At 69.4% G+C, this 24109-nt stretch carries 24 protein-coding genes; 13 read left to right on the plus strand and 11 right to left on the minus strand.

From position 1 onward, the window contains the following. Nucleotides 1-16: 16 nt before the first annotated feature. From GNT64_RS03640 to GNT64_RS03655, 4 genes are all read right to left on the minus strand, one after another. A complete protein-coding gene (locus GNT64_RS03640) occupies nt 17-1264 on the minus strand; it encodes a putative DNA modification/repair radical SAM protein (RefSeq protein ID WP_156678276.1) in 1248 nt (415 codons plus the stop codon). 36 nt (nt 1265-1300) lie between these two features. Continuing rightward, on the minus strand, nt 1301-2659 hold the full coding sequence (locus GNT64_RS03645; protein ID WP_156678277.1) for a peptide MFS transporter: 1359 nt from the start codon (nt 2657-2659) through the stop codon (nt 1301-1303). Continuing rightward, the gene (locus tag GNT64_RS03650) at nt 2656-4035 is read right to left on the minus strand and encodes a peptide MFS transporter (protein ID WP_156678278.1); all 1380 of its coding nucleotides are present in this window, start codon (nt 4033-4035) and stop codon (nt 2656-2658) included. The genes GNT64_RS03645 and GNT64_RS03650 overlap by 4 nt, the downstream gene beginning before the upstream one ends. Before the next feature lie 74 nt (nt 4036-4109). Continuing rightward, the gene (locus tag GNT64_RS03655) at nt 4110-4676 is read right to left on the minus strand and encodes a CHAP domain-containing protein (protein ID WP_422396615.1); all 567 of its coding nucleotides are present in this window, start codon (nt 4674-4676) and stop codon (nt 4110-4112) included. 224 nt (nt 4677-4900) lie between these two features. Between GNT64_RS03655 and GNT64_RS03660 the strand changes: the two genes are divergently transcribed. The 4 genes from GNT64_RS03660 to GNT64_RS03675 all read left to right on the plus strand — a co-directional run bounded on the left by GNT64_RS03660 (nt 4901) and on the right by GNT64_RS03675 (nt 7067). Next, the gene (locus tag GNT64_RS03660) at nt 4901-5248 is read left to right on the plus strand and encodes an SWIB/MDM2 domain-containing protein (protein ID WP_156678280.1); all 348 of its coding nucleotides are present in this window, start codon (nt 4901-4903) and stop codon (nt 5246-5248) included. 34 nt (nt 5249-5282) lie between these two features. Then, the gene (locus GNT64_RS03665; protein WP_156678281.1) at nt 5283-5876 is read left to right on the plus strand and encodes a carboxymuconolactone decarboxylase family protein; all 594 of its coding nucleotides are present in this window, start codon (nt 5283-5285) and stop codon (nt 5874-5876) included. 63 nt (nt 5877-5939) lie between these two features. Next, nucleotides 5940-6518 (plus strand): hypothetical protein, encoded by a 579-nt coding sequence (locus tag GNT64_RS03670; protein ID WP_231639236.1) that lies wholly within the window; start codon nt 5940-5942, stop codon nt 6516-6518. Between the two features lie 81 nt (nt 6519-6599). Beyond that, complete coding sequence (locus GNT64_RS03675) at nt 6600-7067, plus strand: NUDIX hydrolase (RefSeq protein ID WP_197277273.1); 468 nt, start codon at nt 6600-6602, stop codon at nt 7065-7067. Nucleotides 7068-7079: 12 nt separating this feature from the next. On the opposite strand, the gene GNT64_RS03680 is transcribed toward GNT64_RS03675, so the two are convergent. The 4 genes from GNT64_RS03680 to GNT64_RS03695 form a co-directional block, all read right to left on the minus strand. Next, entirely contained in the window at nt 7080-8330 is a 1251-nt protein-coding gene (locus GNT64_RS03680; RefSeq protein WP_156678283.1) for an N-succinylarginine dihydrolase, read from the minus strand. A 30-nt stretch (nt 8331-8360) separates the two neighbouring features. Further along, nucleotides 8361-9374, minus strand: coding sequence for an arginine N-succinyltransferase (locus tag GNT64_RS03685; protein WP_156678284.1), 1014 nt, complete (start codon nt 9372-9374; stop codon nt 8361-8363). Beyond that, nucleotides 9371-10606, minus strand: a complete 1236-nt coding sequence (locus GNT64_RS03690) for a hydrolase (protein ID WP_156678285.1) — start codon at nt 10604-10606, stop codon at nt 9371-9373. Before GNT64_RS03690 ends, GNT64_RS03685 begins: the two co-directional genes overlap by 4 nt. An 82-nt stretch (nt 10607-10688) precedes the next feature. Next, nucleotides 10689-12467: a cation:proton antiporter domain-containing protein gene (locus GNT64_RS03695; RefSeq protein ID WP_156678286.1), complete on the minus strand. Its 1779-nt coding sequence runs from the start codon at nt 12465-12467 to the stop codon at nt 10689-10691. A 137-nt stretch (nt 12468-12604) separates the two neighbouring features. On the opposite strand from GNT64_RS03695, the gene ybaL reads away from it, so the two are divergent. Continuing rightward, the gene (gene ybaL / locus GNT64_RS03700; protein ID WP_156678287.1) at nt 12605-14239 is read left to right on the plus strand and encodes a YbaL family putative K(+) efflux transporter; all 1635 of its coding nucleotides are present in this window, start codon (nt 12605-12607) and stop codon (nt 14237-14239) included. 21 nt (nt 14240-14260) lie between these two features. On the opposite strand, the gene GNT64_RS03705 is transcribed toward ybaL, so the two are convergent. Beyond that, a complete protein-coding gene (locus GNT64_RS03705; RefSeq protein ID WP_156678288.1) occupies nt 14261-15868 on the minus strand; it encodes a bifunctional GNAT family N-acetyltransferase/carbon-nitrogen hydrolase family protein in 1608 nt (535 codons plus the stop codon). Between the two features lie 141 nt (nt 15869-16009). After that, on the minus strand, nt 16010-17233 hold the full coding sequence (locus tag GNT64_RS03710) for an NADP-dependent isocitrate dehydrogenase (RefSeq protein ID WP_156678289.1): 1224 nt from the start codon (nt 17231-17233) through the stop codon (nt 16010-16012). A gap of 153 nt (nt 17234-17386) precedes the next feature. Between GNT64_RS03710 and GNT64_RS03715 the strand changes: the two genes are divergently transcribed. Together GNT64_RS03715 and GNT64_RS03720 are read left to right on the plus strand one after the other, a co-directional pair. Then, nucleotides 17387-18121 (plus strand): phosphatidylserine decarboxylase, encoded by a 735-nt coding sequence (locus GNT64_RS03715; protein WP_156678290.1) that lies wholly within the window; start codon nt 17387-17389, stop codon nt 18119-18121. Between the two features lie 40 nt (nt 18122-18161). Further along, a complete protein-coding gene (locus tag GNT64_RS03720; protein ID WP_422396616.1) occupies nt 18162-18962 on the plus strand; it encodes a CDP-alcohol phosphatidyltransferase family protein in 801 nt (266 codons plus the stop codon). On the opposite strand, the gene GNT64_RS03725 is transcribed toward GNT64_RS03720, so the two are convergent. Then, on the minus strand, nt 18898-19119 hold the full coding sequence (locus GNT64_RS03725) for a hypothetical protein (RefSeq protein WP_156678292.1): 222 nt from the start codon (nt 19117-19119) through the stop codon (nt 18898-18900). The two genes, GNT64_RS03720 and GNT64_RS03725, sit on opposite strands and share 65 nt — an antisense overlap. Nucleotides 19120-19354: 235 nt before the next feature. Between GNT64_RS03725 and rpsB the strand changes: the two genes are divergently transcribed. The 6 genes from rpsB (at nt 19355) to GNT64_RS03755 (ending at nt 24103) form a co-directional block, all read left to right on the plus strand. Then, on the plus strand, nt 19355-20110 hold the full coding sequence (gene rpsB, locus GNT64_RS03730; RefSeq protein WP_156678293.1) for a 30S ribosomal protein S2: 756 nt from the start codon (nt 19355-19357) through the stop codon (nt 20108-20110). A gap of 84 nt (nt 20111-20194) precedes the next feature. Then, nucleotides 20195-21124, plus strand: coding sequence for a translation elongation factor Ts (gene tsf, locus GNT64_RS03735; RefSeq protein ID WP_156678294.1), 930 nt, complete (start codon nt 20195-20197; stop codon nt 21122-21124). 105 nt (nt 21125-21229) lie between these two features. Beyond that, nucleotides 21230-21976, plus strand: coding sequence for a UMP kinase (pyrH, locus tag GNT64_RS03740; RefSeq protein WP_156678295.1), 747 nt, complete (start codon nt 21230-21232; stop codon nt 21974-21976). Nucleotides 21977-21979: 3 nt separating this feature from the next. Next, nucleotides 21980-22537, plus strand: coding sequence for a ribosome recycling factor (gene frr / locus GNT64_RS03745; RefSeq protein ID WP_156678296.1), 558 nt, complete (start codon nt 21980-21982; stop codon nt 22535-22537). 26 nt (nt 22538-22563) lie between these two features. After that, entirely contained in the window at nt 22564-23292 is a 729-nt protein-coding gene (locus GNT64_RS03750) for an isoprenyl transferase (protein WP_156681404.1), read from the plus strand. Between the two features lie 13 nt (nt 23293-23305). After that, the gene (locus GNT64_RS03755) at nt 23306-24103 is read left to right on the plus strand and encodes a phosphatidate cytidylyltransferase (RefSeq protein WP_156678297.1); all 798 of its coding nucleotides are present in this window, start codon (nt 23306-23308) and stop codon (nt 24101-24103) included. Nucleotides 24104-24109 lie beyond the last annotated feature (6 nt).

The following is a 24109-nucleotide window of genomic DNA, read 5'->3' on the forward strand; positions in this document are numbered from 1 at the left end:
GCCGATCCGACCCCGCCTACGCGGCGAACAGCTCCATCTGCTTGGCCGGCGGGGCGATGCGCGCCTTCAGGTCCACCCGGTCGATCAGCCCGCCGGGTGTCCAGTCCGCCGCGGTGATGAAGGGGCGCAGCCTGGCGACGGAGACGGTGAGGCGGGCGATATCGTCGAGTCGCAGCGTGCGCCAGCGCCGCGAGAGCAGGATCGCGTTCACCGCCTTGATGCCGAGGCCCGGCACGCGCAGCAGCATCTCCTTCGACGCGCGATTGACGTCGACGGGGAAATTCTCGCGAAACTTGAGCGCCCAGGCCATTTTCGGGTCGATGTCGAGCGGCAGCATGCCGTCCGCTCCGGTGGCGGCGACGACCTCCTTCGGCGCGAAGCCGTAGAAGCGCATCAGCCAGTCCGACTGGTAGAGGCGATGCTCGCGCATCAGCGGCGGGCGCTGGAGCGGCAGGATCGCGCTCGCATCCGGAATGGGGCTGAACGCCGAATAATAGACCCGGCGCAGCTTGAAGCGATCGTAGAGGCCGCTGGCGCGGGTGACGATCTCGCCGTCGTTCGCGCTGTCCGCGCCGACGATCATCTGGGTGGACTGGCCGGCGGGCGCGAAGCGGGGGGCGGACTTGAACCGCCGCTTCGCATCCGTCTTGTCCTCGATCGCCGCCTTGATGTCGCCCATCGCACCGGCGATGCCTTCAACGGACTTCTCGGGCGCGAGGCGCTTCAACCCCTGCTCGGTCGGTAGCTCCACGTTGATCGATATACGATCGGCGTGCAGCCCGGCCTGGTGGATCAGCTCCGGATCGGCGTCGGGAATCGTCTTGAGGTGAATGTAGCCGCGAAAGCCGTGATCCTCGCGCAACGATCGCGCCACCTCGACGATCTGCTCCATCGTGTAGTTGGACGAGCGGATGATGCCGGAGGAGAGGAACAGCCCCTCGATATAGTTGCGCCGGTAGAATGCGAGGGTGAGGTTCACCACCTCCTCGGCAGTGAAGCGCGCGCGGCGCACGTTGGAGCTCTTGCGGTTGATGCAATAGTGGCAGTCGAAGATGCAGCTGTTCGTCAGCAGGATCTTCAGCAGCGAGATGCAGCGGCCATCGGGTGCGTAGGCGTGGCAGATGCCCATGCCCTCGGTCGATCCGATGCCGCTGGTCTCGCCCGCGCTGCTGCGCTTGGCGGTGCCGGACGACGCGCAGGACGCATCATATTTGGCGGCATCGGCCAGGATCGCCAGCTTTTCGCGTGTATCGAGCTGCGCCATCCGTTCGATATATGTTCGGTGCGCCGCCCTGTCCAGTCAGCGGCTCGAAAGGACATGGCCCAGGCGGCGGCCGAACAGCAGGATCAGCACGGCGCCCGTCGCCGCGATCGCGGCGTGCATGGCCCAGAAGGCGGCGTGGCCCATCCGCTCATAATAGCCGCCGATCCAGCCGATGACGGTGTTGCCGACGAAGAGCGAGAGGAAGGCGCAGCCCATCAGGGTGGAAACGAGCCGCTTAGGGGCGGCGCCGGCGACTAGGGCGAGCAGCGTGGGCCAGTAATAGAGGAAGGCGATGCCAAGGCCAGCGCAGTAAGCGAGCGGCCAGATCAGGCCGACGCGCCCGCCGACCAGCGCCGCGACGGCGAGCACCAGATTGCTGGCGGCGGCGATGGCGGCACCGATGCCGATCTTCGCGAGATCGCCCGGCTCCCCGCGGTGCGCCGCCTGCCGGCGCCACAGGGCGAACAGCGCCGGCACGCCGACGATGCTGAAAAACGGATCGACGGCGCTGAACCACGGCACCGGCACGCGGAAGCCGGCCAAGGCGAGATCGACATTGCCCTCGATCCAGACGAGGCCGACGTTCGATATCTGATAGTAAGCGATCGACTGGAAGATCGTGATGCCCATCACGGCAGTTAGGGCCGCGACCCGCCGCCATTCCGCACGCGTCAGCGGTGCGGCGGGCGCGGCCGCGCGGCTGGGCTGGCGATCGCCGGGCAGGTGGCGGATGCCGGCGAGATAGGTGAGCAGGCCGCACAGCATCAGCACCGCCGCCGCGCCGAAGCCGACGTGCCAGCCATAGCGATCGGCGAGGAAGCCGCAGGCGACCGGGCCGGCCACCGCGCCGAAATTGACCGCCATGCTGAAGATGGCGAAGCCGCGCGTGCGCCCGGCCTCGTCGTCGCGGCGGTAGAGTTCGCCCACCTGCGCCGAGATATTGCCTTTTAGCAGCCCGCAGCCGACGATCAGCAGGAGCAGGGCGAGCAGGAAGCTCCGGTCGAACGCCATGGCGACATGGCCGCCGCTCATCAGCAGGGCACCCGACACGATCGCGGCGCGGCGGCCGATGAAGCGATCCGCCAGCCACCCGCCGAGCACCGGCGTGAAGTAGACGAAGCCCGAGTAGAGGCCGAACACCTGCGAGGCGAGCGCCTGGTTGGAGAGCGGGCCGGTCAGCCGCTCCACCGCGCCGCGAAAGGCGGCGAAGCCGGCGATATGCTCGACATGGCCGGGCAGCAGCAGCTGGCCGATCATGTAGAGCGTCAGCAGCGCCGTCATGCCATAATAAGAGAAACGCTCCCACGCCTCGGTGAAGGCCAGATAGGCAAGGCCGCGGGGCTGGCCGAAGAAGGTGGCGGGCGGCAGCGGCGGCGCGGCGGGATCGCCCGTCATGCCACCGCCTTCGCCGGCGCGAGCAGGTGGCCGAACAGCGCGCGGGCGGCGAACAGCAGCAGCGCGGCGAGGCCGATCAGCGCCGCATGCATCGCCCAGAACCAGGTGGCGGGCATCGTCTCCAGCCGGCCGCCGAGCCAGCCGACCAGCACGTTGGCGGCGAAGAAGTGGAGGTAGAAGATGCCGAGCATCGTCGATCCCAGCCGGGCCGGCGCGGCGCGGGAGTAGAGCGCGAGGGATACCGGGAAGACGTTGGCGATGCCGATGCTGTTGACGACGTGGAACAGGATCAGCCAGGCGACCGGCGTCTTCTGCCCGGTCCTCGCCTCATGCCAGGCGCACGCGGCGAGGACGAGCGGGGCGAGCAGCGCGATCAGCGCGCCGATCGCGATCTTGGTGATCTCGTCCGGCTCGGGAAAGCGCCGCGCCCACAGCCGCCAGAACGCCACCGCGCCGACCAGGAAGCTGACGGACGCGATCGTGTCGAGCGTCACCAGCCACGTCGTCGGCATCGTGCGGCCGAACAGGGTGAAATCGACATGCGCCTGCGCCCAGACGAGATAGGCGTTGAAGATCTCCATGTTGCCGATGATCGCCAGCGCCAGCACCGGCAGCAGCGCGACGAGCAGCGCGATCGTGCGGCCCTCGCCCGGCAGCAGCGTGGGGCGCGGCGCGGCGGCGGCGGCGCGCGGCGCATCCGGCACCAGGTGGCGGCGGCCGGCGAGATAGATCGCCAGGCCCAGCACCATGCCGATGCCGGCCGCGCCGAAGCCGTAGTGCCAGCCGTAGAGCTCGCCCAGGGTGCCGCAGACGAGAGGTGCCGCGATCACGCCGGCATTGATGCCGAGATAGTAGATCTGGAAGGCGTCCGCGCGGCGCAGGTCGCCCGGCTGGTAGAGCGTGCCCACCTGCGCCGCGATATTCCCCTTGAAGCAGCCGCAGCCGATGACCAGGCAGAGCAGGGCGAACAGGAACGAGACGTCGAACGCCATCAGGAAGTGCCCCGCCGCCATCAGCAGCGCGCCCAGCGTCACCGTCTTCGTGCGGCCGAGCACGCGATCGGCGAGCAGCCCGCCGGCGATCGGCGTGAGGTAGACGAGGCCGGCATAGAGGCCGAAGATCGCCGAGGCGAGCGCCTGCACCGAGAGCGATCCGTAGGCGCCCTCGAGCGTGCGGCGGAAGGCCGCGAAGCCGGCGACATGCTCGACATGGCCGGGCAGCAGCAGCTGGCCGACCATGTAGAGCACCAGCAGCGTCTGCATGCCGTAGAAGGAGAAGCGCTCCCAAGCCTCGGCGAAGGCGAGGTAGGCCAGGCCGCGCGGGTGGCCGAGAAAGGCATGGTCGTCGCGGTCGGCGGCCTGGGCGATGGAGGCCATGAAGCAAGTCTCTCCCGATAAAGCGGGGGAGCGTAGAGGGATAGCAGGCGCGCGTCGATGGGCGCGGCGGCGCGTCAGCCCACCGAGTCGAGCACGGCGCCGACGATATCGGGCGAGGGGCCGCTGAGCGTGGGGGCGGGGGCGGCGGTGCGGGTGCCGGGCGGTGCCGCGCGATCGGGCGTGCCGTAGATGAAGCCGTAGGTGGGGTAGGTGCTGCCGCCGAGCGCCTCGTTGGTATCGTACCACACGCGCACCGCGCTCCAGTCATGCGCGGGCGAGACGTCGACCATCGTCACGTCGCGCTCCACCTGCCCGCGCGTGCCGCCGATGCGGGACCAGTTGGCGTGCGTCACCATCAGGATGCGCGGGCTGATGACGCGGCTGACGACCGCGACATGGCCGAGCCGCATCGCCCCGCCCGGCCGGAAGACGAGCACCGCGCCCACTTTGGGCGAGCGGCCGCGGGCGTAGCGGCCGTCCGCCTGCTGCCACCACGTCCACGCATCGCCGTAGATCTGGATGCCGGACATCGCCCGGGCGAACGGCACGCACTCGCCCACCGTCAGCCCCAGCGTCTCGGCCGGCAGCGCCGCCGGCAGCGCGGCGACGACGATGGCCAGGGCGGCGCACGCCCCTCTCAACCCCGATCTGCCCGCCTCGAATCGCATGCCGCATGACTGCATGGAAAGGTTTTAACGATACGTTATCCGTGTTTGCATCCATGTTTCAGCAGCGACGAACCGTGCCGCCGGCGCGGGCAATCGCCGCGCTTTCTGCTCCATCCCGGCGCCCGCTGGCGATTGCGATGGACATATAGGGCCGGGCGGTGGTTACATGCCGGTCTAGAACAAGATGCGGAGGTTCCATGCCTACCAAAGCGGATGCCAAGCCCAAAGCGGCCCCCAAGGCGAAGGCGGCGGCCAAGCCCAAGACCAGTGCGTCCAAGACTGCCGAGCCCAAGACGGGCGAGAAGGTGGACGGCCTGCACAAACCGCTCCAGCCCTCGCCCGATCTCGCGGCGATCGTCGGCGACAAGCCGCTGTCGCGCAGCGACGTGGTGAGCAAGCTGTGGGAGCACATCAAGAAGAACGATCTCCAGAACCCGAAGGACAAGCGCGAGATCCTGGCGGACGACAAACTGGAGAAGGTGTTCGGCAAGAAGCAGGTGACCATGTTCGAGATGAACAAGCTGATCTCGCCGCATCTGAAATAGGCAGGCGCGGACCAGCGGGAGGAGAGGAGAGGCCATGAGCGAGACGATCCGCAGCGTGCCGCGGGAGGAGCTGACGCCGGCACTGCAGGAGTCCTGGGACTTCGTGTACCGGCTGACCGGCCAGGCGGCCTTCATCGAGAAGGGCGCCCACGCACCCGAACTGCTCGATTTCACGATGACCGACTTCTACGGCAAGATCTTCTACGGCGGCCGCGTCGACGAGAAGCTAAAGCATCTCGCCCGGCTGCGGATGAGCCTGGGCCATGGCTGCCGCAGCTGCAACCTGGGCAACACGCAGGGCGCCAGCGAAGCCGGCTACAGCGAGGCGGAGTTGCACGCGATCGAGGGCGACCGATCCATCTTCAGCGCGGCCGAGCAGGCGGTGCTGGAACTGGCCGACCAGTTCCTGATGACCAACGTGCACGGCCACCTCGAACCCGACCTCTACGCCCGCCTGCGCGCCCATTTCGACGATGCGCAGATCCTCGAGCTGGGCACGGTGATGAGCTATCTCGGCGGGTTGGCGAAGATGCTGTTCGTGTTCGACATGGCCGAGAAGGAGGAGACCTGCCCCTTTGTGCCGCGTGCGAAGGCCGACGAGTCGGCGATGGCGATCGCGGCGGAATAGGGACGCGCGGCGATCGCTACGGAGGACGGCCCGGAGGCGCGCGCGGCCAAACGCCGGCGCTGGGTGACGTTGGGGGAGATACTGGCGGTCGCGGCCGTCGGTATCTCCGCCCTGACGTTGTGGGACTCGCATCAGGAACGGGTGCGGACCGAGGAGAAGGCGGTCGCCACCGCCGATCGCGCGGATGCCGAGGCGGCCGTGCTGGTGCTGCGGGCGACACCGTCGCGCGATGGCGATCGCCTGACCCTCGCGCCGCTCAATCCGGAGCAGGCGATCCAGGCGCAGACGATCCTCTTCCCCTCCGCCCTGAAGCTGCCGCCGGTGGAGACGACCGGCGATCCGCGCATCGAGGCCGACTGGTTCGCCGAGCCGCTGAAGCGCGCGCGCAAGGGGGCGGGGCAGAAGGACGAGGATCCCGGCGACCAGCGCCTGCCGATCATCGTTGTCACGCACTATCTGGCCGGCGGCGCCCGCCACACCAGCCGCGCCATCCACGATCTCGGCTACACGCTAGAGGGCCGCTTCCTGCGCGGCAGCGCGGTGACGCTGCGCGGCATGTCGATCGTGCGGACGGTGAAGGAGGAGGGCGCACAGGCCGCGCTCGATGCGGTGTGGACGGGGCGCCATCGATCGGCCGGTTGAAGCGAATCGATTGTTTTTCCACGCTTGATCGTGTGAGGATCACGTTTCGACGGAGGCCCGGCTATCAGGCAGATCGCAGCATTGCCCTTTCGCATCGAGGAGGACGGGTCCGCGCGGATCATGCTGATCACCTCGCGCGGCAGCGGGCGCTGGATCATCCCCAAGGGCAACCCGATGCGCGGCATGAAGGCGCACGTCGCCGCCGCGCACGAGGCGTATGAGGAAGCGGGGCTCAGCGGCCACAGCTTCGCCACCGCGATAGGCCGTTTCCACTATCGCAAGCGGCTGAAGACCGGCGAGACGCGCGCGATCGAGGTGGAGGTGTTTCCGCTGGCGGTGGCAGCGCAGGCGGCCGACTGGCCGGAGAAGCACGAGCGGCAGACGCACTGGTTCACCGTGGCGGACGCGGCCTCCGCCGTGTCGGAGCCGGACCTGAGCGGGATCATCCGGCGGTTCCGCCCGCCGCCGGCCTCGGCGCGGGCCGAGGGTGGCTGGTTCCGGCGGGCGGTTCGCCTGTTCGGCCGGCAGCCGCCAACGCCGGGCGGGTGACGTCGTGGCCGGTCAGGGCAGATCGATGCCGCGATCGGCAAGCAGCGCGGCGCGGGCCGTTTCCGCCGCATGCCACAGGCCGGGGTCGGCGATGCGGGCGGGATCGATCGCTTCCGGCCAGTGCGTCGAGATCACGGCGGCGATGCGATCGAGCCCGGCCGCGTCCACCAGGAAGCGCGGATCGATCGTGGCGGGATCGGCGACGACGCGCAGGCGCAGGCACGCCGGGCCGCCGCCATTCGCCATCGATTCGCGCACGTCGACGAAGTGGAGTTGCCGGATCGGGCCGTTGCCGGCGCTCGCCTCCTCCGCCCATGCCCGCACCGCCGGCACCTCGCCCGCGTCGGTGGGCAGCACCAGCGCTGTCTGGCCGCCGGGCAGCGTGACGAGCTGGGCGTTGAACAGGTAGCTGCGGATCGCGTCCGCCAGGCTCACCCGGTCGGCCGGCACCTCGACGATCTCCACTTCCGGCAGCAACCGGCGCAGATCGGCGTAGAAGCCGGCGGGATCGGCGAAGGCCTGCTCGTGCGCCAGCAGCACGCGGCCGTCCGCCACCGCCACCACATCGTTGTGGAACGCGCCGGCGGCGATCGCCGCCTTCGATTGCGCCACGAACAGCGTGCGCGCCGGATCGAGCCCGTGGCGCCGCGCCACCGCCTCGCTCGCCTGCCGGCTCTGGCGGGCGGGGTAGGGGCCGCCGGCGACGCCGTAGACGAAGATCTCGACGCCCGGCGCATCGTGCGCAGGCGCCAGGCGCATGTGGTTGGCGGCGCCCTCGTCGCCGAAGGGCGGGGGCACGGGGCCGTGGACGGCGAAGTGCCGGCGATCGGCGAAGGCGAGGTTCAGCTGCGCCAGCGTTTCCGGCCACTCGTGGCTGCGATGCGGCATCGTCATCAGATTGGCGACGCTGAGATGGCAGCGGCCGTCCGCCGTATCGGGCGCGGGCGAGACGGTGGCGGCGTTGGCCGCCCACATCGGCGAGGCGGAGAGGGCATTGGCCAGCAGCAGCGGATCGGCGGGGCCCGCGCTGCTGCCGAGTGCGGCCAGCCATGCCGCGTTCGGCCTTCGGTGCGGCAGCAATATGCCCTGCGGCAGGCCGAGCGCGAGATTGGCGCGCATCTTGGCGATGCCCTGCAGCGCCGCCGCGCGCGGGCGCGAGACGGCGCCGGCATTGCGCGTGGCGGCCAGGTTGCCGAGGCTGAGGCCGGAATAATTGTGCGTCGGCCCGACGATACCGTCGAAATTGATCTCGGTCAGCGGCATCGCGATGTCTCCCCGTTGCGGGAAGGAAGGTCAGCGGCCGACATGCAGCACCTCGTCCCCCGCCGCCACGCCGAGCAGGGCGGCCGCCGCCTCGTCGATCGCAACGCCGCCGCCGCCGGGCGCGACGCGGCCGTAGGCGGCGCGGAAATCGGCGAGGTGGCCGGTGGCGATCAGCGCCTTGCCGCCCGGCGGCCCGCCGATCGCGGCGACCCGGGCCGGCTGCGCATCGCGGATCGATCGGATCAGGTCGGTGGGGGCGGCCATCGTCGGGCCGCCGTCGAAGATGTCGACATAGCCGTCGTGGCGGAAACCCTCATGCTCCAGCATGCGCATCGCCGCGCGCCCGGTGGGATGCGGCAGGCTGATCACGGCGCGGGCGGTCTCCGGCAGCATGGCCAGGTAGATCGGGTGCTTGGGCATCATGTCGGCGATGAACTGGTGGCCGTGGATGGCGTTGAATTCGTCCGCATCCTGGAAGTTCATGCCGAAGAAGCGACCGGCCAGCCCATCCCAGAAGGGCGATCCCCCGGCCTCGTCGATCACGCCGCGCAGCTCGGCGATCACCCGATCGGCGAAGCGGGCGCGGTGGGCGCGGATGAACAGGTAGCGGCTGCGGGCGAGCAGCAGGCCGAGCCCGCCCGCCCGCTCGCGCGGGTGGAGGAACAGGCCGCCCACCTCGCTGGCGCCCTCATAATCCGTCGTCAAGGTCAGCATCTCGGCGCGGAAGGTGCGGCCGAGCTCGCGACTGTGCTGGCTCAGCGTGCCGAGGCGATAGCTGTAGAAGGGCGCGTTCTCGCCGACCCTGGCGAAGATCTGGGCGGTGCCGATCACCTTGCCGCTCTCCGCCTCCTCCAGCACCAGCACGTAGAGATCGTCGCCGGCCACATCCTCCGCCTTGGCGAAGGCGACGGCGGAGCGGGCGAGCTTCTGCGTCAGCGATCCGCGATCGGCCGGCAGGTTGGTGAAGCCGCCGCCGGTGAGCTTGGCCATATCGTAGAGCGGATCGAGATCGTCGGTGCGGGCGGGGCGGATGCGGAAGCTCATGCGGTCGCGCCCTCCGCCAGCCGCAGGAGGACGAGGGCGGAGAGGCGCGCTCGCTCGGGCAAACTGTCCACGATCAGATATTCCTGCGCCGAGTGGATGGCGCCGCCGCGCGCACCCATCGTGTCGACCACGGGCACGCCGCAGGCCGCGATGTTGTTGCCGTCGCACACGCCGCCGGTGGCGCGCCAGCCGATATCCAGGCCCAGCGCCGTGCCGCAATCCCGCACCAGCCCGAACAGCCGCTCGGCAGCGGGATCGATCGGCTTCGGCGGGCGGCCGAAGCCGCCGTGCAGGTGGATGCGGACGTCATGCTCGGCCGCGACCATCGCGATCGCCGAATCGATCAAGGCGCGGGCGCGCCGCTCGTCGTCCGGCGTGGCCGGGCGCAGGTTGACGCGCAGGATGGCGTGATCGGGCACGACGTTGTTCGGCCCGCCGCCATCGATCCGCGCGGGGTTGATCGAGAGGCGCGGGCCGGCATGCTTCGCCAACCGCACGGCGAGATCGGCGGCGGCGACGATGGCGTTGCGGCCATCCTCGGGATTGCGGCCGGCATGGGCGCTGCGGCCGGCGACGACGATCGAGAGATTGCCGCTGCCGGGCCGCGCGCCGGCCAGGGTTCCGTCCGGCAGGGCCGACGGCTCGTAGGTGAGTGCCGCCGCCTTGCCGCGCGCCGCCTGCGCGATCAGCGCCGACGAGCCGGGCGAGCCCACCTCCTCGTCGCTGTTGACGACCACCTCGTAGCCGATCCGCCGGCCGAGCGGGCACGCCTCGATCGCCGAGAGGGCGGCGAGCATGATCGCGAGGCCGCTTTTCATGTCGGCGACGCCCGGTCCGCCGATCGTCGCGTCGTCGATGCGGCGGACGGACTGGAACGGGTGATCGGCGGCGAACACCGTATCCATGTGGCCGGTGAGCAGGATCTGCACCGGCGCCTGCGGGCGGACGACCAGATGCAGGTTGCGGCCGTGGGCCAGCGGCACGCGCGTGCCATCCGCCGCGATCGCATCGCCGGGGGTGGGTTCGCGCAGGGCGATGTCGCCGGGAAGGGCGGCGAAGGCGTCGGCCAGCAGGCCGGCCATCCGCTCCAGCCCGGCCAGGTTGCCGCTGCCGCTGTTCACCGCCGCCCACGTCTCGGTCTGCGCCAGCATCGGCGCGGCGGCGGCGCGATCGAGCGCGGCGGCGGTGACGGAGTCGATCGGCCGGGCGGCCACGGGCTCTAGATCGATCATGCCCGATCATGCGCCAGCGGGCGGGGCGGGGGCAAGGGGGGCGGATCGTCATCGCCTGCGCGGGACGCAGGCCGGGCCTGCCTTACTCCACCGCGTCCCGCAGCGTGCGGCGGTGGATCGGCGGCTCGCGGTCCATCTCCGCCATCTCCATGATCTTGGCGCGCAGCTCGGCCCGCTTCTCGTGGATCGAGGCGATCACCGGCCCCATCGGCACGCCGAGATCGACGAGCACCGCCTCCGACAGTTGCAGCGAGGATTCCAGCGTCTCCGGCACCGCATCGGTGGCGCCCGCGCGATAGAGTTCGGCGGCGTGGTTGGGATCGCGCGCGCGGGCCACGATCGTGAGGTTCGGATGGAGCGCGCGCACCTGCGCAGTGGTGCGGACGAGCTGGACGCGCTCGTCCATCGTCAGCACCAGTGCGCTCGCCGTATCGAGGCCCAGCCGCTCGATCATGCCCGGCCGGGTGATGTCGCCGAACATCACATTGTAGCCGCGCTTGCGGGCGTGGGCGATGGTGTCCACGTCCGCATCGATCGCGACATAGGGGCGCTTGTGGGTATCCAGCACCTGCGCGACGAGCCGGCCGACGCGGCCAAGGCCCACGATCACCGTCCGCTCCGCCACCGGATCGGCATCGGCGGCGACGGCGGCCTGCTCCTCACGCACGTCCACCCGCCGCGACATGTCGCGGCCGACGCGGGCGAGCAGCGGCGTGATGGTGAGGCCGATCGCGGTGACGATCTGCCAGAAGGCGGCGGTGCTCGGCAGGATCAGCTGCGCCTGCGCGGCGGTGGCCAGCACGATCAGCGTGGTCTCGGAAGGGGAGGACATCAGCAGCCCCGCTTCCGCCGACACGCCGGCGCGCGCGCCGCTGAGCCGCAGCAGCCCGGCGGTGACGACCGCCTTGGCGGCCACGACGCCGATCACGGCGGTGAGCAGCGCCTGCCAGTTCTGCGCGATCACCTTGAGATCGAGGCTCATCCCCACGGTGATGAGGAACACGCCCAGCGCCAGCCCCTTGAACGGCGCGGTCATGACCTCGACCTCGGTATGATAGTCGGTCTCGGCGATCAGGATGCCGGCCAGCAGCGCGCCGACGATCGGCGACAAGCCCACCGCCGTGGTGGCGATGCTGGAGAGGATCACCACGAGCAGGCTGGCGGCGAGGAACAGCTCCGGGCTCTTGGTGCGCGCCGCCTGGGCGAACAGGCGCGGCAGCAGCAGCCGGCCGAGAACGAGCATCACCACGATCGTGAGGCCGCCCTGCCACAATGTGGTGAGGATGCCGTCCCACCCCGTATCGGTCGCGTTCGGCGCCAGCGCGCCCAGCGCGAAGATGATCGGCACCAGCGCCAGGTCCTCGAACAGCAGCATCGCGAAGGCGGTGCGGCCGACGGGGCTGGTGGTGCCCGCCATCGGCAGCACCAGTGCGGTGGAGGAGAGCGCCAGCGCCAGCCCCATGCCGATCGCCCCCGACCAGCCCTGGCCGATCAGGTGGAGGGCGACGCCGATCAGCAGCGCCGACCCGAACAGCTCCGCCGCACCCAGCCCGAACACGGCGGTGCGCATCGACCAGAGCCGTTTGAACGACAGCTCCAGCCCGATCGAGAACAGCAGCAGCACGATGCCGAACTCGGCGAACGGCTCGATTGAATGCGGATCGGAGATGGTGATGTGGTAGAGCCACGGCGCCCGGCCGACGAGCGAGCCGAGCCCGAACGGCCCCACCGCCAGCCCCACCAGGATGAAGCCGATCACCGGGTTCACCCGGAAGCGGGCGAAGGCCGGGATGACGAGCCCGGCGGCGCCGAGGATGACGAGCGAATCGCTGAAAGCGTCTGATTCTATCGGAAGGGCCATTGCGGCCACCTTTGCGGAAGCGACGCGGGCAAGGCCAGCACGACCGCGCAAAATCGTGCCGGCAAGTCGCGCGCGACGGCCGGGCGGAGGAACAAAGCGGGGGGCGGGCGCTTGGTCGATCGAGGAGACGAACGCTCATGCCCCATGCCACGCCCCTGATCGCCACCATCGTCGGGGGTATCGTGCTTGCCTTCATCCTGGGCGCGCTGGCGTTCCGCCTGCGGCTGTCGCCGCTGATCGGCTACCTGCTCGCCGGCGTGCTGATCGGGCCGTTCACCCCCGGCTATGTCGCGGACCAGCATCTGGCCAACGAACTCGCCGAGCTTGGCGTGATCCTGCTGATGTTCGGCGTCGGCCTGCATTTCTCGCTGAAGGATCTGCTGGCGGTGAAGACCATCGCCATACCGGGCGCGCTGGTGCAGATCGCCGTCGCGATCGTGCTGGGCGCCGGCCTCGGCCACCTGCTCGGCTGGTCGATCGGGGCGGGGCTGGTGTTCGGCCTGGCTCTGTCCGTCGCCAGCACCGTCGTGCTGCTGCGGGCGTTGCAGGAGCGGCGCATCCTGGAGACGGAGCGCGGCAAGATCGCCGTTGGCTGGCTGATCGTCGAGGATCTGGTGATGGTGCTGGCCCTGGTGCTGCTGCCGGCGCTGGCCGGCGGCGGGGAGGGCGGCGTTGCAGGCGTGGTGACGACTCTGGCGATCACGATCGGCAAGGTCGTCGCCTTCGTCGCGTTCATGCTGATCGTCGGGCGGCGGGCGATCCCGTGGCTGCTCCACAAGATCGCCCATAGCGGATCGCGCGAGCTGTTCCGGCTGGCGGTGCTGGCGATCGCGCTGGGCGTGGCGTTCGGCGCGGCGATGCTGTTCGGCGTGTCGTTCGCCCTCGGCGCCTTCTTCGCCGGCATGATCCTGGCCGAATCGCCGCTCAGCCAGCGCGCCGGCGAGGAGACGCTGCCGTTGCGCGACGCGTTCGCCGTGCTGTTCTTCGTCTCGGTGGGCATGCTGTTCAACCCGCATGTGGTGACGCAGGCGCCGGTCGCGCTGATCGCCACGGTGGCGATCATCATGCTGGGCAAGTCGATCGCCGCCTTCTGGATCGTCCGCCTGTTCGCCCGGCCGACGAAGACGGCGCTGACGATCGCGGCGAGCCTGGCGCAGATCGGCGAGTTCTCGTTCATCCTGGCGACGCTGGGCTTCTCGCTGAAGCTGATCCCGGCCGACGCGCGCGACCTGATCCTCGCCGGCGCGATCCTGTCGATCATGCTGAACCCGCTGCTGTTCGTGCTGATCGATCGCGCCGCCGGCAAGGCGCTGGCCGATGCCGATGGCGACCATGCGATCGGCGACGCGCCGCGCGCATCGCCGAGCGGGCATATCGTGCTGGTGGGGCACGGCCGGGTCGGATCGCGCGTCTCGCGCGAGCTGCTGGAGGCCGGCGACCGGGTGACGATCGTGGAGGCGCAGGAGGATGTGTCGCAGCGCCCGGACGATCCGAAGGCCACCTTCGTCGCCGGCAACGCCGCCGGACGGGATGTGCTGAAGCGGGCGCGCGTCGCCGAGGCGCGGCTGCTGTTCGTCGCCATTCCCGAGAGCTTCGAGGCCGGCCAGATCGTGGAGCAGGCGCGGGCGATGAATCCGGGCCTGCGCATCGTCGCCCGCACGCACGGCGATGCGGAGGCGCACCACCTGGAGACTCTCGGCGCCGACCTGACGATCATCGGCGAGAGCGAGATCGCCCGCCGCATGGTGGATCAGGCGCTGGTGGGCGCGTGAGGCCGCGGCCGGCGCGGCGGATCAGCCGCCGCCGGCCGCCTTGGTGCCGATCGGCTGCGCGACGGGGGCCGCCGCCTCGCCGCGCGGGCCGTGGTTCCAGTCGATCTGGTACAGGTCGAAGCGGCGATCGGCGAGGTTGCGCACGGTGCCTTCCGCCCGCGCCCAGGTGAGATCGGCGAGGTTCACGTCGCTGATCGTCAGCGTCTCCACATTCTCGCTGGCCTCCGCAGCGATGCCGTCCCGCGCGAAGGGGAAGTCGCAGGGCGTCAGGATGCAGCTCTGGGCATATTGGATGTCCATATTCTCAACCTTCGGCAGATTGCCGACATTGCCGGACATCACGACGAAGCACTGATTCTCGATCGCGCGCGCCTGGCAGCAGTAGCGCACGCGCAGATAGCCCTGCCGGCTGTCGGTGCAGAAGGGTACGAACAGGATGCGCGCGCCCTCGTCCACCAGCCGGCGGGCGAGCTCCGGAAATTCGGAATCGTAGCAGATCAGCACGCCGATCGGGCCGCAGTCCGTCTGGATCGCCTCCACCGCGTCGCCGCCCTTGATCCGCCACCAGTAGCGTTCGTTGGGAGTGGGATGGATCTTCTCCTGCGCATGGACCGATCCGTCGCGCAGGCAGACATAGGCGACGTTCTGGATGTCGCCATCGTCGGTGCGGGTGGGGTGCGAGCCGCCGATGATGTTAATGTTGTAGCGCAGCGCCATGCGGCTGAGCTCGTCCACCAGCGGCTGGCGATGGTCGGTCAGCCGGTCGATCGCCTCCATCGGCGAGAGATGCTCGGTCTCGAACGACAGGAGGGAGAGGGTGAACAGCTCCGGGAAGACGACGAAGTCGGCGCGATAGTCGGCCGCCACGTCGACGAAATATTCCACGTTGGCGACGAACTCGTCGAAGTCGGCCACGGCGCGCGCCTGCAGCTGCACGGTGGCCAGCCGCACGCTCTCGATATCGCGCGGCACGCGGAACTTGGGCTCCTCGTTCGGATCGACATAGGGGTTGCGCCACACCATGTGCGCGGCGAAGCCGGCCGAGCCGGTGTCTTCGGGCAGATAGCGCGGCAGGATGCCGATCGGCACGAAGCCGTTGGCGATCTGGAAGCCGATCACCGGATCCTTGATCTTGCCGGCCTTCACCAGCTCCAGATAGGCCTCCGGCGTCTTCACCTTGCGGCGCGACCGCGCGAAATTGGGCATGCGGCCGCCGAAGACGATGCCTTTCAGTTCCAGCCGCTCGGCCAGCACGCGCCGCGCCTCGTACAGCCGCTTGCCGATGCGCAGGCCGCGCAGCCCGGGATCGATGCACATCTCGAACCCGTAGAGCCAGTCGCCGGTGGGATCGTGGCGGGAGCCGAAGCCGTTGCCGGTGATCTGCTCCCAGTCATGCGGCGCGAGCGCGATCGCCTCGTCGATGCGGGAGGAGGCGCAGTAGCCGACGATCTTGCCGTCGTACACGGCGACGAACTGCCCGTCCGGGAAGTTGTTGATCTGGCCGCGGATCATGCCGCGGCTGTAATGCGTCATCTCCGGATACACGCGATCTACCAGCGCCACGATGCGGGCGGCGTCCGCCGGCACGGCGTTGCGCACCTCCAGCCGGGCGTGCGATTTCTCCGACATTGCAATCCCCCGATGATCGTCCGCGAAACGAACGGGGCGGGGCGGCGGCGGTTCCCTTGGAGTGGGGAGGCTGGGTCATGCCAGCCGGGATGACGAAATCCGGAAGTCAGCCCCGGATCATGTCCGGGGCCAAGCCGCGGATCAGCCCCAGTTCGCCATCTTCTTCTCGAGGTTGAGGCGGATTTCCTCGAAGAACTGCTCGGTCGTCATCCACGGCTGGTCCGGCCCGATCAGGATCGCGAGATCCTTGGTCATGCCACCCTGCTCCACCGTCTCGATGCAGACCTGCTCCAGCGTCTCGGCGAACTTCACCACATCCGGCGTACCGTCGAACTTGCCGCGGAACTGGAGCCCTTGCGTCCACGCGAAGATAGAGGCGATCGGGTTGGTCGAGGTCGCCTTGCCCTGTTGGTGCATGCGATAGTGGCGGGTAACGGTGCCGTGCGCCGCCTCCGCCTCGATCGTCCGCCCGTCCGGCGACATCAGCACCGACGTCATCAGTCCGAGCGAGCCGAACCCCTGCGCCACCGTGTCGGACTGCACGTCGCCATCGTAATTCTTGCAGGCCCAGACGAACTTGCCGCTCCACTTGAGTGCGGAGGCGACCATGTCGTCGATCAGGCGATGTTCGTAGACGATGTTGCGCGCCTTGAACTTGTCCTTGAATTCCTTGTCGAAGATCTCCTGGAACAGATCCTTGAAGCGGCCGTCATAGGCCTTGAGGATCGTGTTCTTGGTGGAGAGGTACAGCGGCCAGCCGCGATCATAGGCGTAGTTCATGCTGGCGCGGGCGAAATCGCGGATCGATTCATCGAGATTGTACATGCCCATCGCCACGCCGGCGTCGGGATAGTTGAACACCTCATGCTCGATGACCTGGCCGTCCTCGCCCTCGAACACCATGCGCAGCTTGCCGGGGCCGGGGATCAGGAAATCGGTGGCGCGATACTGGTCGCCGAAGGCGTGGCGGCCGACGACGATCGGGTCCGTCCAGCCGGGTACCAGCCGCGGCACGTTCTTGATGACGATCGGCTCGCGGAAGACCACGCCGCCGAGGATGTTGCGGATCGTGCCGTTCGGCGACTTCCACATCTTCTTGAGCTTGAACTCCTCGACGCGCGCCTCGTCCGGCGTGATCGTGGCGCACTTCACGCCGACGCCGTGGCGCTGGATGGCCTTGGCCGAGTCGATCGTGACCTGATCCGCCGTGGCGTCGCGATTCTCGACCGAGAGATCGTAATATTCCAGCTCGACGTCGAGATAGGGGAGGATCAGCTTCTCGCGGATCCACTGCCAGATGATCCGGGTCATCTCGTCGCCGTCCAGCTCGACGAGCGGGGTTGTCACCTTGATCTTGTCGGCCATGGGCGGAAAGCCTCCGGAGGGAGTGAGCGTTGGCAAGCGTCTAGGGAAAGCGAGGCGCGGGATCAACGGCGGGATGACCTTGGCGTCACCGGCGGAACCGGCGCACCGCCTCGCGCGATTGTCAGCGCGGGACACCCACCCTAGACAGGCGCCATGACATCTCTCGAAAAGCCCGAGGTCGGCACCTCCACCGTGAAGTGGCGCTTCCCCGCCGTGCATCCGGAAGGGCGCAAGTTCGCCCTGATCTCCGCCGCCATCTGCCTGTTCTTCACGTGGATGGCGTGGGAGACGCTGGCCTGGCCGATGGCGGCGGTGACGATCTGGGTGCTCGCCTTCTTCCGCGATCCGGTGCGCACCTTTCCGCGCGGAGCGGGCTATATCGTGGCGCCGGCGGACGGGCTGGTGACGATGATCGTCACGGTGCCGCCGCCGCGCGAGATGGCCGGCGCGGAGGGGCTGGGCGACGCGCCGATGACGCGCGTGTCGATCTTCATGTCCGTGTTCGACGTGCACATCAACCGCACCCCGATCGCCGGCACGATCCGCCGCGTGGTCTACATATCGGGCAAGTTCCTGAACGCCGATCTCGACAAGGCGAGCGAGGAGAATGAGCGGCAGCACATATTGGTGGAGGCGAACGACGGCACCCGCATCGGCTTCACCCAGATCGCCGGGCTGGTGGCGCGGCGGATCGTGCCGTTCGTGAAGCCGGGCGATATCGTGGCAGGCGGCCAGCGGATCGGCCTGATCCGCTTCGGCAGCCGGGTCGACGTGTACCTGCCGGCCGGTACCGGCCCGCGCATCGCACTGGGCCAGCGGACGATCGCCGGCGAGACGATCCTGGCGCGGATCGGCGATCCCGAGCGGGTGGAGGGCATGCCCCTGTGACGGGCGGGGCACCCCGATCGTCGGCGGGAGCGGCGCTGTGTTGAAGCCCGATCGCGCGGCCTTCCGGCGCGGCATCCCGCTGCGGGCGCTGGCGCCGAACGCGATCACCGCGCTCGCCTTGTGCTTCGGCCTGACCGGCATCCGTTTCGCGATCGGCGGGGAGTGGGACAGGGCGGTCGGCGCGATCGTGGTGGCGGCGGTGCTGGACGGCCTGGACGGGCGCGTCGCGCGGATGCTCAACGGCGCCAGCCGCTTCGGCGCCGAGCTCGATTCGCTGTCCGACGTGATCGCCTTCGGCGTGTCGCCAGCGATCATCCTCTATCTCTGGTCGCTGCAATATCTGCCGCAATATGGCTGGCTGTTCGCGCTGGCCCATGCGGTGTGCTGCGCCCTGCGGCTCGCCCGCTTCAACGCCAACATCGACGTGAGCGACCAGCCGCACAAATCGGCCGGCTTCCTCACCGGCGTACCCGCGCCGGCGGGCGCCGGGCTGCTGCTACTGCCGATCTACCTGTGGCTGTGGACCGGCGACGAGACGGTGCGCCAGACGTGGCTGGTGGCGCCATGGGCGGCGCTGGTGGCCTTCCTGCTCGTCTCCAGCCTCGCCACGTTCAGCTGGGCGGCGATGCGGCCGCGCCGCGGCATCCGGCTTGGCCTGCTGGCCGTGATCGCGATCATCGGAGGTGCGCTGATCGTGGCGCCGTGGGCCACGCTGAGCGTGGCCGGCATTCTCTACGCGCTGGCGATACCGCTGGGCATCCGCAGCTATGCGAAGGTCAGGCGGCTGCGCGCAGCCGCGCGGGCGACAGCGGCGTCAGCCGCGGGCTCCGCACGACCCTGACCCGCGCCGCCGGGACGGGAAGCGGCGGCAGCACATTGCGACGCAGGCCGAGCGCCAGCGCGATCTGCCCGGCATGATCGACCAGCATCGCCGCGATCACAGTGAGGGCGAGCATGCCGCTGCCCAGGAACATCATCGTCACGACCACGTGCAACATAGCAAACTCCCGCTCGGTGCCCCCGGCGGACCAAGTCCAATCGGGATTAGACTGCGCTTAACCATGTATGGTTCCGTATGTTCACTGTATGTTCTATGAAGCGGTGGCCGTCAAGGCTTGATCTTCGGCGAAAGGTTGGATAAGCGCGCCGCATTCCACATCCGGGGCTCATAAACCGGTGCCGCGTCCGCGCGGTCACTGCCCCGGAGAGGTCAAACCGGAAGGAGACTATCCTATGGCGGCCCCCACCGTCTCGATGCACGAACTGCTGGATGCCGGCGCGCATTTCGGCCACCAGACGCACCGCTGGAACCCGAAGATGAAGCCCTACATCTTCGGCGAGCGCAACGGCGTCCACATCATCGATCTCTCGCAGACCGTGCCGCTGATGGCGCGCGCGCTGGACTTCGTCGCGCAGACCGTGGCGCATGGCGGCAAGGTGCTGTTCGTCGGCACCAAGCGCCAGGCGCAGGAGCCAATCGCCGAGGCGGCGCGCCGCTCCGGCCAGCATTACGTCAACCACCGCTGGCTCGGCGGCATGCTGACCAACTGGAAGACGATCTCCGGATCGATCAAGCGCTTCAAGACGCTCGAGGAGCAGCTGTCCGGCGACACCGCTGGCCTCACCAAGAAGGAAGTGCTGCAGCTGACGCGCGAGCGCGACAAGTTCGAGATGTCGCTGGGCGGCATCCGCGACATGGGCGGCATCCCCGACGTGATGTTCGTGATCGACGCGAACAAGGAGGAGCTGGCGATCAAGGAGGCGAACACCCTCGGCATCCCGGTCGTCGCGATCCTCGATTCGAACGTGAGCCCGGACGGCATCGCCTTCCCGATCCCGGCGAACGACGACGCGGCCCGCGCCATCCGCCTCTACTGCGAGGCGGTCGCCGAGGCGGCGACGCGCGGCAACCAGGGCGGGCGCGCGGCACGCGGCGAGGATCTCGGCGCGATGGTCGAGCCGCCGGTCGAAGAGGCGCTCGGCGCCTGATTGTCATGCGCCTCGCATAAGGTTCACAGGCGGGGCGGCGAGAGTCGCCCCGTCGCTTTTTCGGACAAGATCAAGGATAGACCGATGGCAGAAGTTACTGCGGCGACCGTGAAGGAGCTGCGCGATCGCAGCGGCGCGGGCATGATGGACTGCAAGAAGGCGCTCGGCGAGACGAACGGCGACATCGAGGCGGCGGTCGACTGGCTGCGCACCAAGGGCCTCGCCGCCGCCGCCAAGAAGGCCGGCCGCCAGGCGGCCGAGGGCCTCGTCGGCGTCGCCGTGAAGGGCAACAAGGGCGCCGTGGTGGAGGTGAACTCCGAGACGGACTTCGTCGCCAAGAACGATCAGTTCCAGGGCTTTGTGAAGGCCGCGGCCGAGCTGGCGCTGGAGACCGGCGGCGACATCGACGCGCTCGCCAAGGCGCAGCATCCCGAAGGCGGCACGATCGGCGACAAGCTGACCAGCAACATCGCCACGATCGGCGAGAACCAGGCGCTGCGCCGCGCGAAGAGCGTGGAAGTGGCCGAGGGCGCGGTCGTGTCCTACGTGCACAACGCGGCCGCCCCGGGCCTGGGCAAGATCGGCGTGCTGGTGGCGCTGGAGAGCGCGGCGCCGGCGGATCGGCTGGAGGCGCTGGGCAAGCAGCTGGCGATGCACATCGCCGCCGCCAACCCGCTCGCTCTGTCTGGTGAGGATATCGACCCGGCCGTGATCGAGCGCGAGGCGGCGATCGCCCGCGAGAAGGCGGCCGACAAGATCGTCGGCAAGCCGCCCGAGGTGGCCGAGAAGATCATCAAGGGCCCGGTGGACAAGTTCCGCAAGGAGAATGCGCTGCTGACGCAGGCCTTCGTGATCGATGGCAAGACGCCGGTGCAGGACGTTATCGCCGCCGCTTCCAAGGAGGCCGGCAGCCCGATCGCGCTCAAGGAGTTCGTCCGCTTCCAGCTGGGCGAGGGCATCGAGAAGGCACAGAGCGATTTCGCCGCCGAGGTGGCGGCTGCCGCCGGCGTGTGAGCCGGGCGACGGCTGCGGCGGGATGCTCCCCTCCGCAGCCGCTTGGCAGCGGCGTGCTGCCTGACTAAGGTGCGCGCCGCTCACCCCTCTGCCTGACGGAACGAAATGACGGCGACACCGCGCCCGCGCTTCAAACGCATTCTTCTGAAGCTGTCGGGCGAGGTGCTGATGGGCCCCGGCCAGTTCGGCATCGATCCCGATACGGTCGCCCGCGTCGCCGGCGAGATCGCGGCGGTGCGCGAGGGGCACGAGCTCTGCCTGGTGGTTGGCGGGGGCAACATCTTCCGCGGCCTGGCGGCGGCGGCCAAGGGGTTCGACCGGACCAGCGCGGATTATATGGGCATGCTGGCGACGGTGATGAACGCGCTGGCCGTGCAGAATGCGCTGGAGCAGATCGGCGTGGAGACGCGGGTGCAGTCCGCCATTCCGATGAACACCGTGTGCGAGCCGTTCATCCGCCGCCGGGCGGAGCGGCACATGGAGAAGGGGCGGATCGTGATCTTCGCCGCCGGCACCGGCAACCCCTATTTCACCACCGACAGCGCCGCCGCCCTGCGCGCGGCGGAGATGGGTTGCGACGCCCTGTTCAAGGGCACCTCGGTAGACGGCGTGTACAATGCCGATCCGAAGAAGGATCCGTCCGCAACCCGCTACGAAAGCGTCACTTTCAACCGCGTCCTGTCCGACGATCTGAAGGTGATGGATGCGAGCGCGGTGGCGCTCTGCCGCGACAACGACATACCGATCGTGGTGTTCAACATCCGCGAGCAGGGCAACCTCGCCCGCGTGCTTGCCGGCGAGGGCGTCGCCACGGTCGTGCAGAACATGAACACCGAAAATCGGGGAGCCTGAATCATGGCCGCTTACGACAAGGCCGATCTAGAGCGCCGCATGACCGGCGCCGTCGAGTCGCTGAAGCACGATCTGGTCGGCCTGCGCACGGGGCGGGCGAGCACCTCGCTGCTCGATCCGGTGAACGTCACCGTCTACGGCGCGTCGATGCCGCTGAACCAGGTGGCGACCGTGAGCGTGCCGGAGCCGCGCCTGATATCGGTACAAGTGTGGGACAAGACGAATGTCGGCCCGGTGGACAAGGCGATCCGCTCGGCCGGGCTGGGCCTGAACCCGATCGTCGACGGCCAGACGCTGCGCCTGCCGATCCCCGATCTGACGGAGGAGCGGCGCAAGGAACTGGCCAAGCTCGCCAGCCAATATGCCGAGAAGGCGCGGATCGCCGCACGCAACGTGCGACGCGACGGCATGGACGGGCTGAAGGCCGACGAGAAGAAGGGTGTCATCAGCGAGGACGAGCGCAAGCGCCACGAGACCGAGGTGCAGAAGCTGACCGACGCGACGATCGCCGATATCGATGCGGCGTCCAGCGCCAAGGAAAAGGAAATCCTCGGCAAGTGACGGCGGCTTCGGCCCACACCGCCGGAATGCCGGCGGAGCGGCCCGGCAGCGGCGCCGGCCCCGTGCCGCGCCACGTGGCGATCATCATGGACGGCAACGGGCGCTGGGCCAAGAAGCGCCACCTGCCGCGCATCGCCGGCCATCGCCGTGGCGTGGAGGCGGTGCGCGCCACCGTGCGCGCAGCCGGCGATCTGGGCATCGAGGCGCTGACTCTCTACGCCTTCTCCTCCGAGAATTGGCGCCGGCCGGCGGCGGAGGTGGCCGACCTGATGGGCCTGCTGCGCCGCTATATAAGGGACGAGCTTGAGGAACTGGCCGGCAACGGCGTGAAGCTGAAGATCATCGGCGATATCAGCCGCTTCGACGACGATCTGGTGACGATGCTGGAACAGGCATGCGCGCGCACCAGCGGCAACCGGCAGCTGACCCTGGCGATCGCGCTCAACTATGGCGGGCAGGACGAGCTGGTCCGCGCCGCGCGCGGTCTGGCGTTGGACGCGCGCGTCGGCCGGATCGATCCGGCGGCGATCGATGCCGAACTGGTCGAGGCGCGGCTCGACACGCGCGAGCTGCCGCCGCTCGACCTGCTGATCCGCACATCCGGCGAGCGGCGCCTGTCCAACTTCCTGCTGTGGCAGGCGGCTTATGCCGAGCTGCTGTTCGTCGACACGCTGTGGCCCGATTTCGATCAGGCGGCGCTGGCGGCGGCCGTGGCGGATTTCGGGCGGCGGGATCGCCGCTACGGCGGCCTGTGATGGGCCGGTTCTGATGGCCCACGTCGCCGGCGCGGCCCCGGCCCGGCGCCGATCCGATCTGATGACGCGCGCGCTGACCGGCGGCGCGATGATCGCGATCGCAGTGGCGGCCCTGTGGCTGGGCGGCATGGCCTTCTGGCTGCTGGCGAGTGCCGCCGCGCTGCTGATGCTGGCCGAGTGGGCCGGGCTGATGCGTGCGGCGCGGCTGCGCATCGGCGTGGCGCTGGCGGCGCTCGGCTTCGTGCTGGTGATCGCATCGCCAATGGCGGGCGGTGTGGGCGAGCAGGCGCTGGCTCTGCTGGCGGCGCTGGCGCTGGCGGTGGCGGCGCTGGGCCGCAGCGCGCGACTGGGCGCGGGGCTCGTCTATGTCGGCCTGCCGACGTTCGGGCTGCTGTTCCTGCGCGGGCAGCCGCACGGGCTGGCGCTGACCTTGTGGACGCTCGCGATTGTGTGGGCGACCGATATCGGCGCCTATTTCTCCGGCCGGGCGATCGGCGGGCCGAAGCTGGCGCCGGCGCTGAGCCCGAACAAGACTTGGGCCGGGCTGCTTGGCGGCGCGCTGGCCGCCGCCATCGTCGGCGCGCTGATCGCGTGGAGCACCGGCCTGCCGGCGGCGCTGCTGCTGCTCGGCGCGCCGATGGCGGTGCTGGCGCAGATCGGCGACCTGTTCGAAAGCTGGATGAAGCGCAAGGCGGGCGTGAAGGACAGCGGGCGGCTGCTGCCGGGCCATGGCGGCGCGCTGGACCGGCTGGACGGCGTGGTGCCGGTGGCGACGCTGATCGGCCTGCTGGCCGCAACGGGGGTGGTGTGAGCCGTA

Source organism: Sphingomonas profundi (genome assembly GCF_009739515.1).
In the GTDB taxonomy this organism is placed as follows: Bacteria; Pseudomonadota; Alphaproteobacteria; order Sphingomonadales; family Sphingomonadaceae; genus Alterirhizorhabdus; species Alterirhizorhabdus profundi.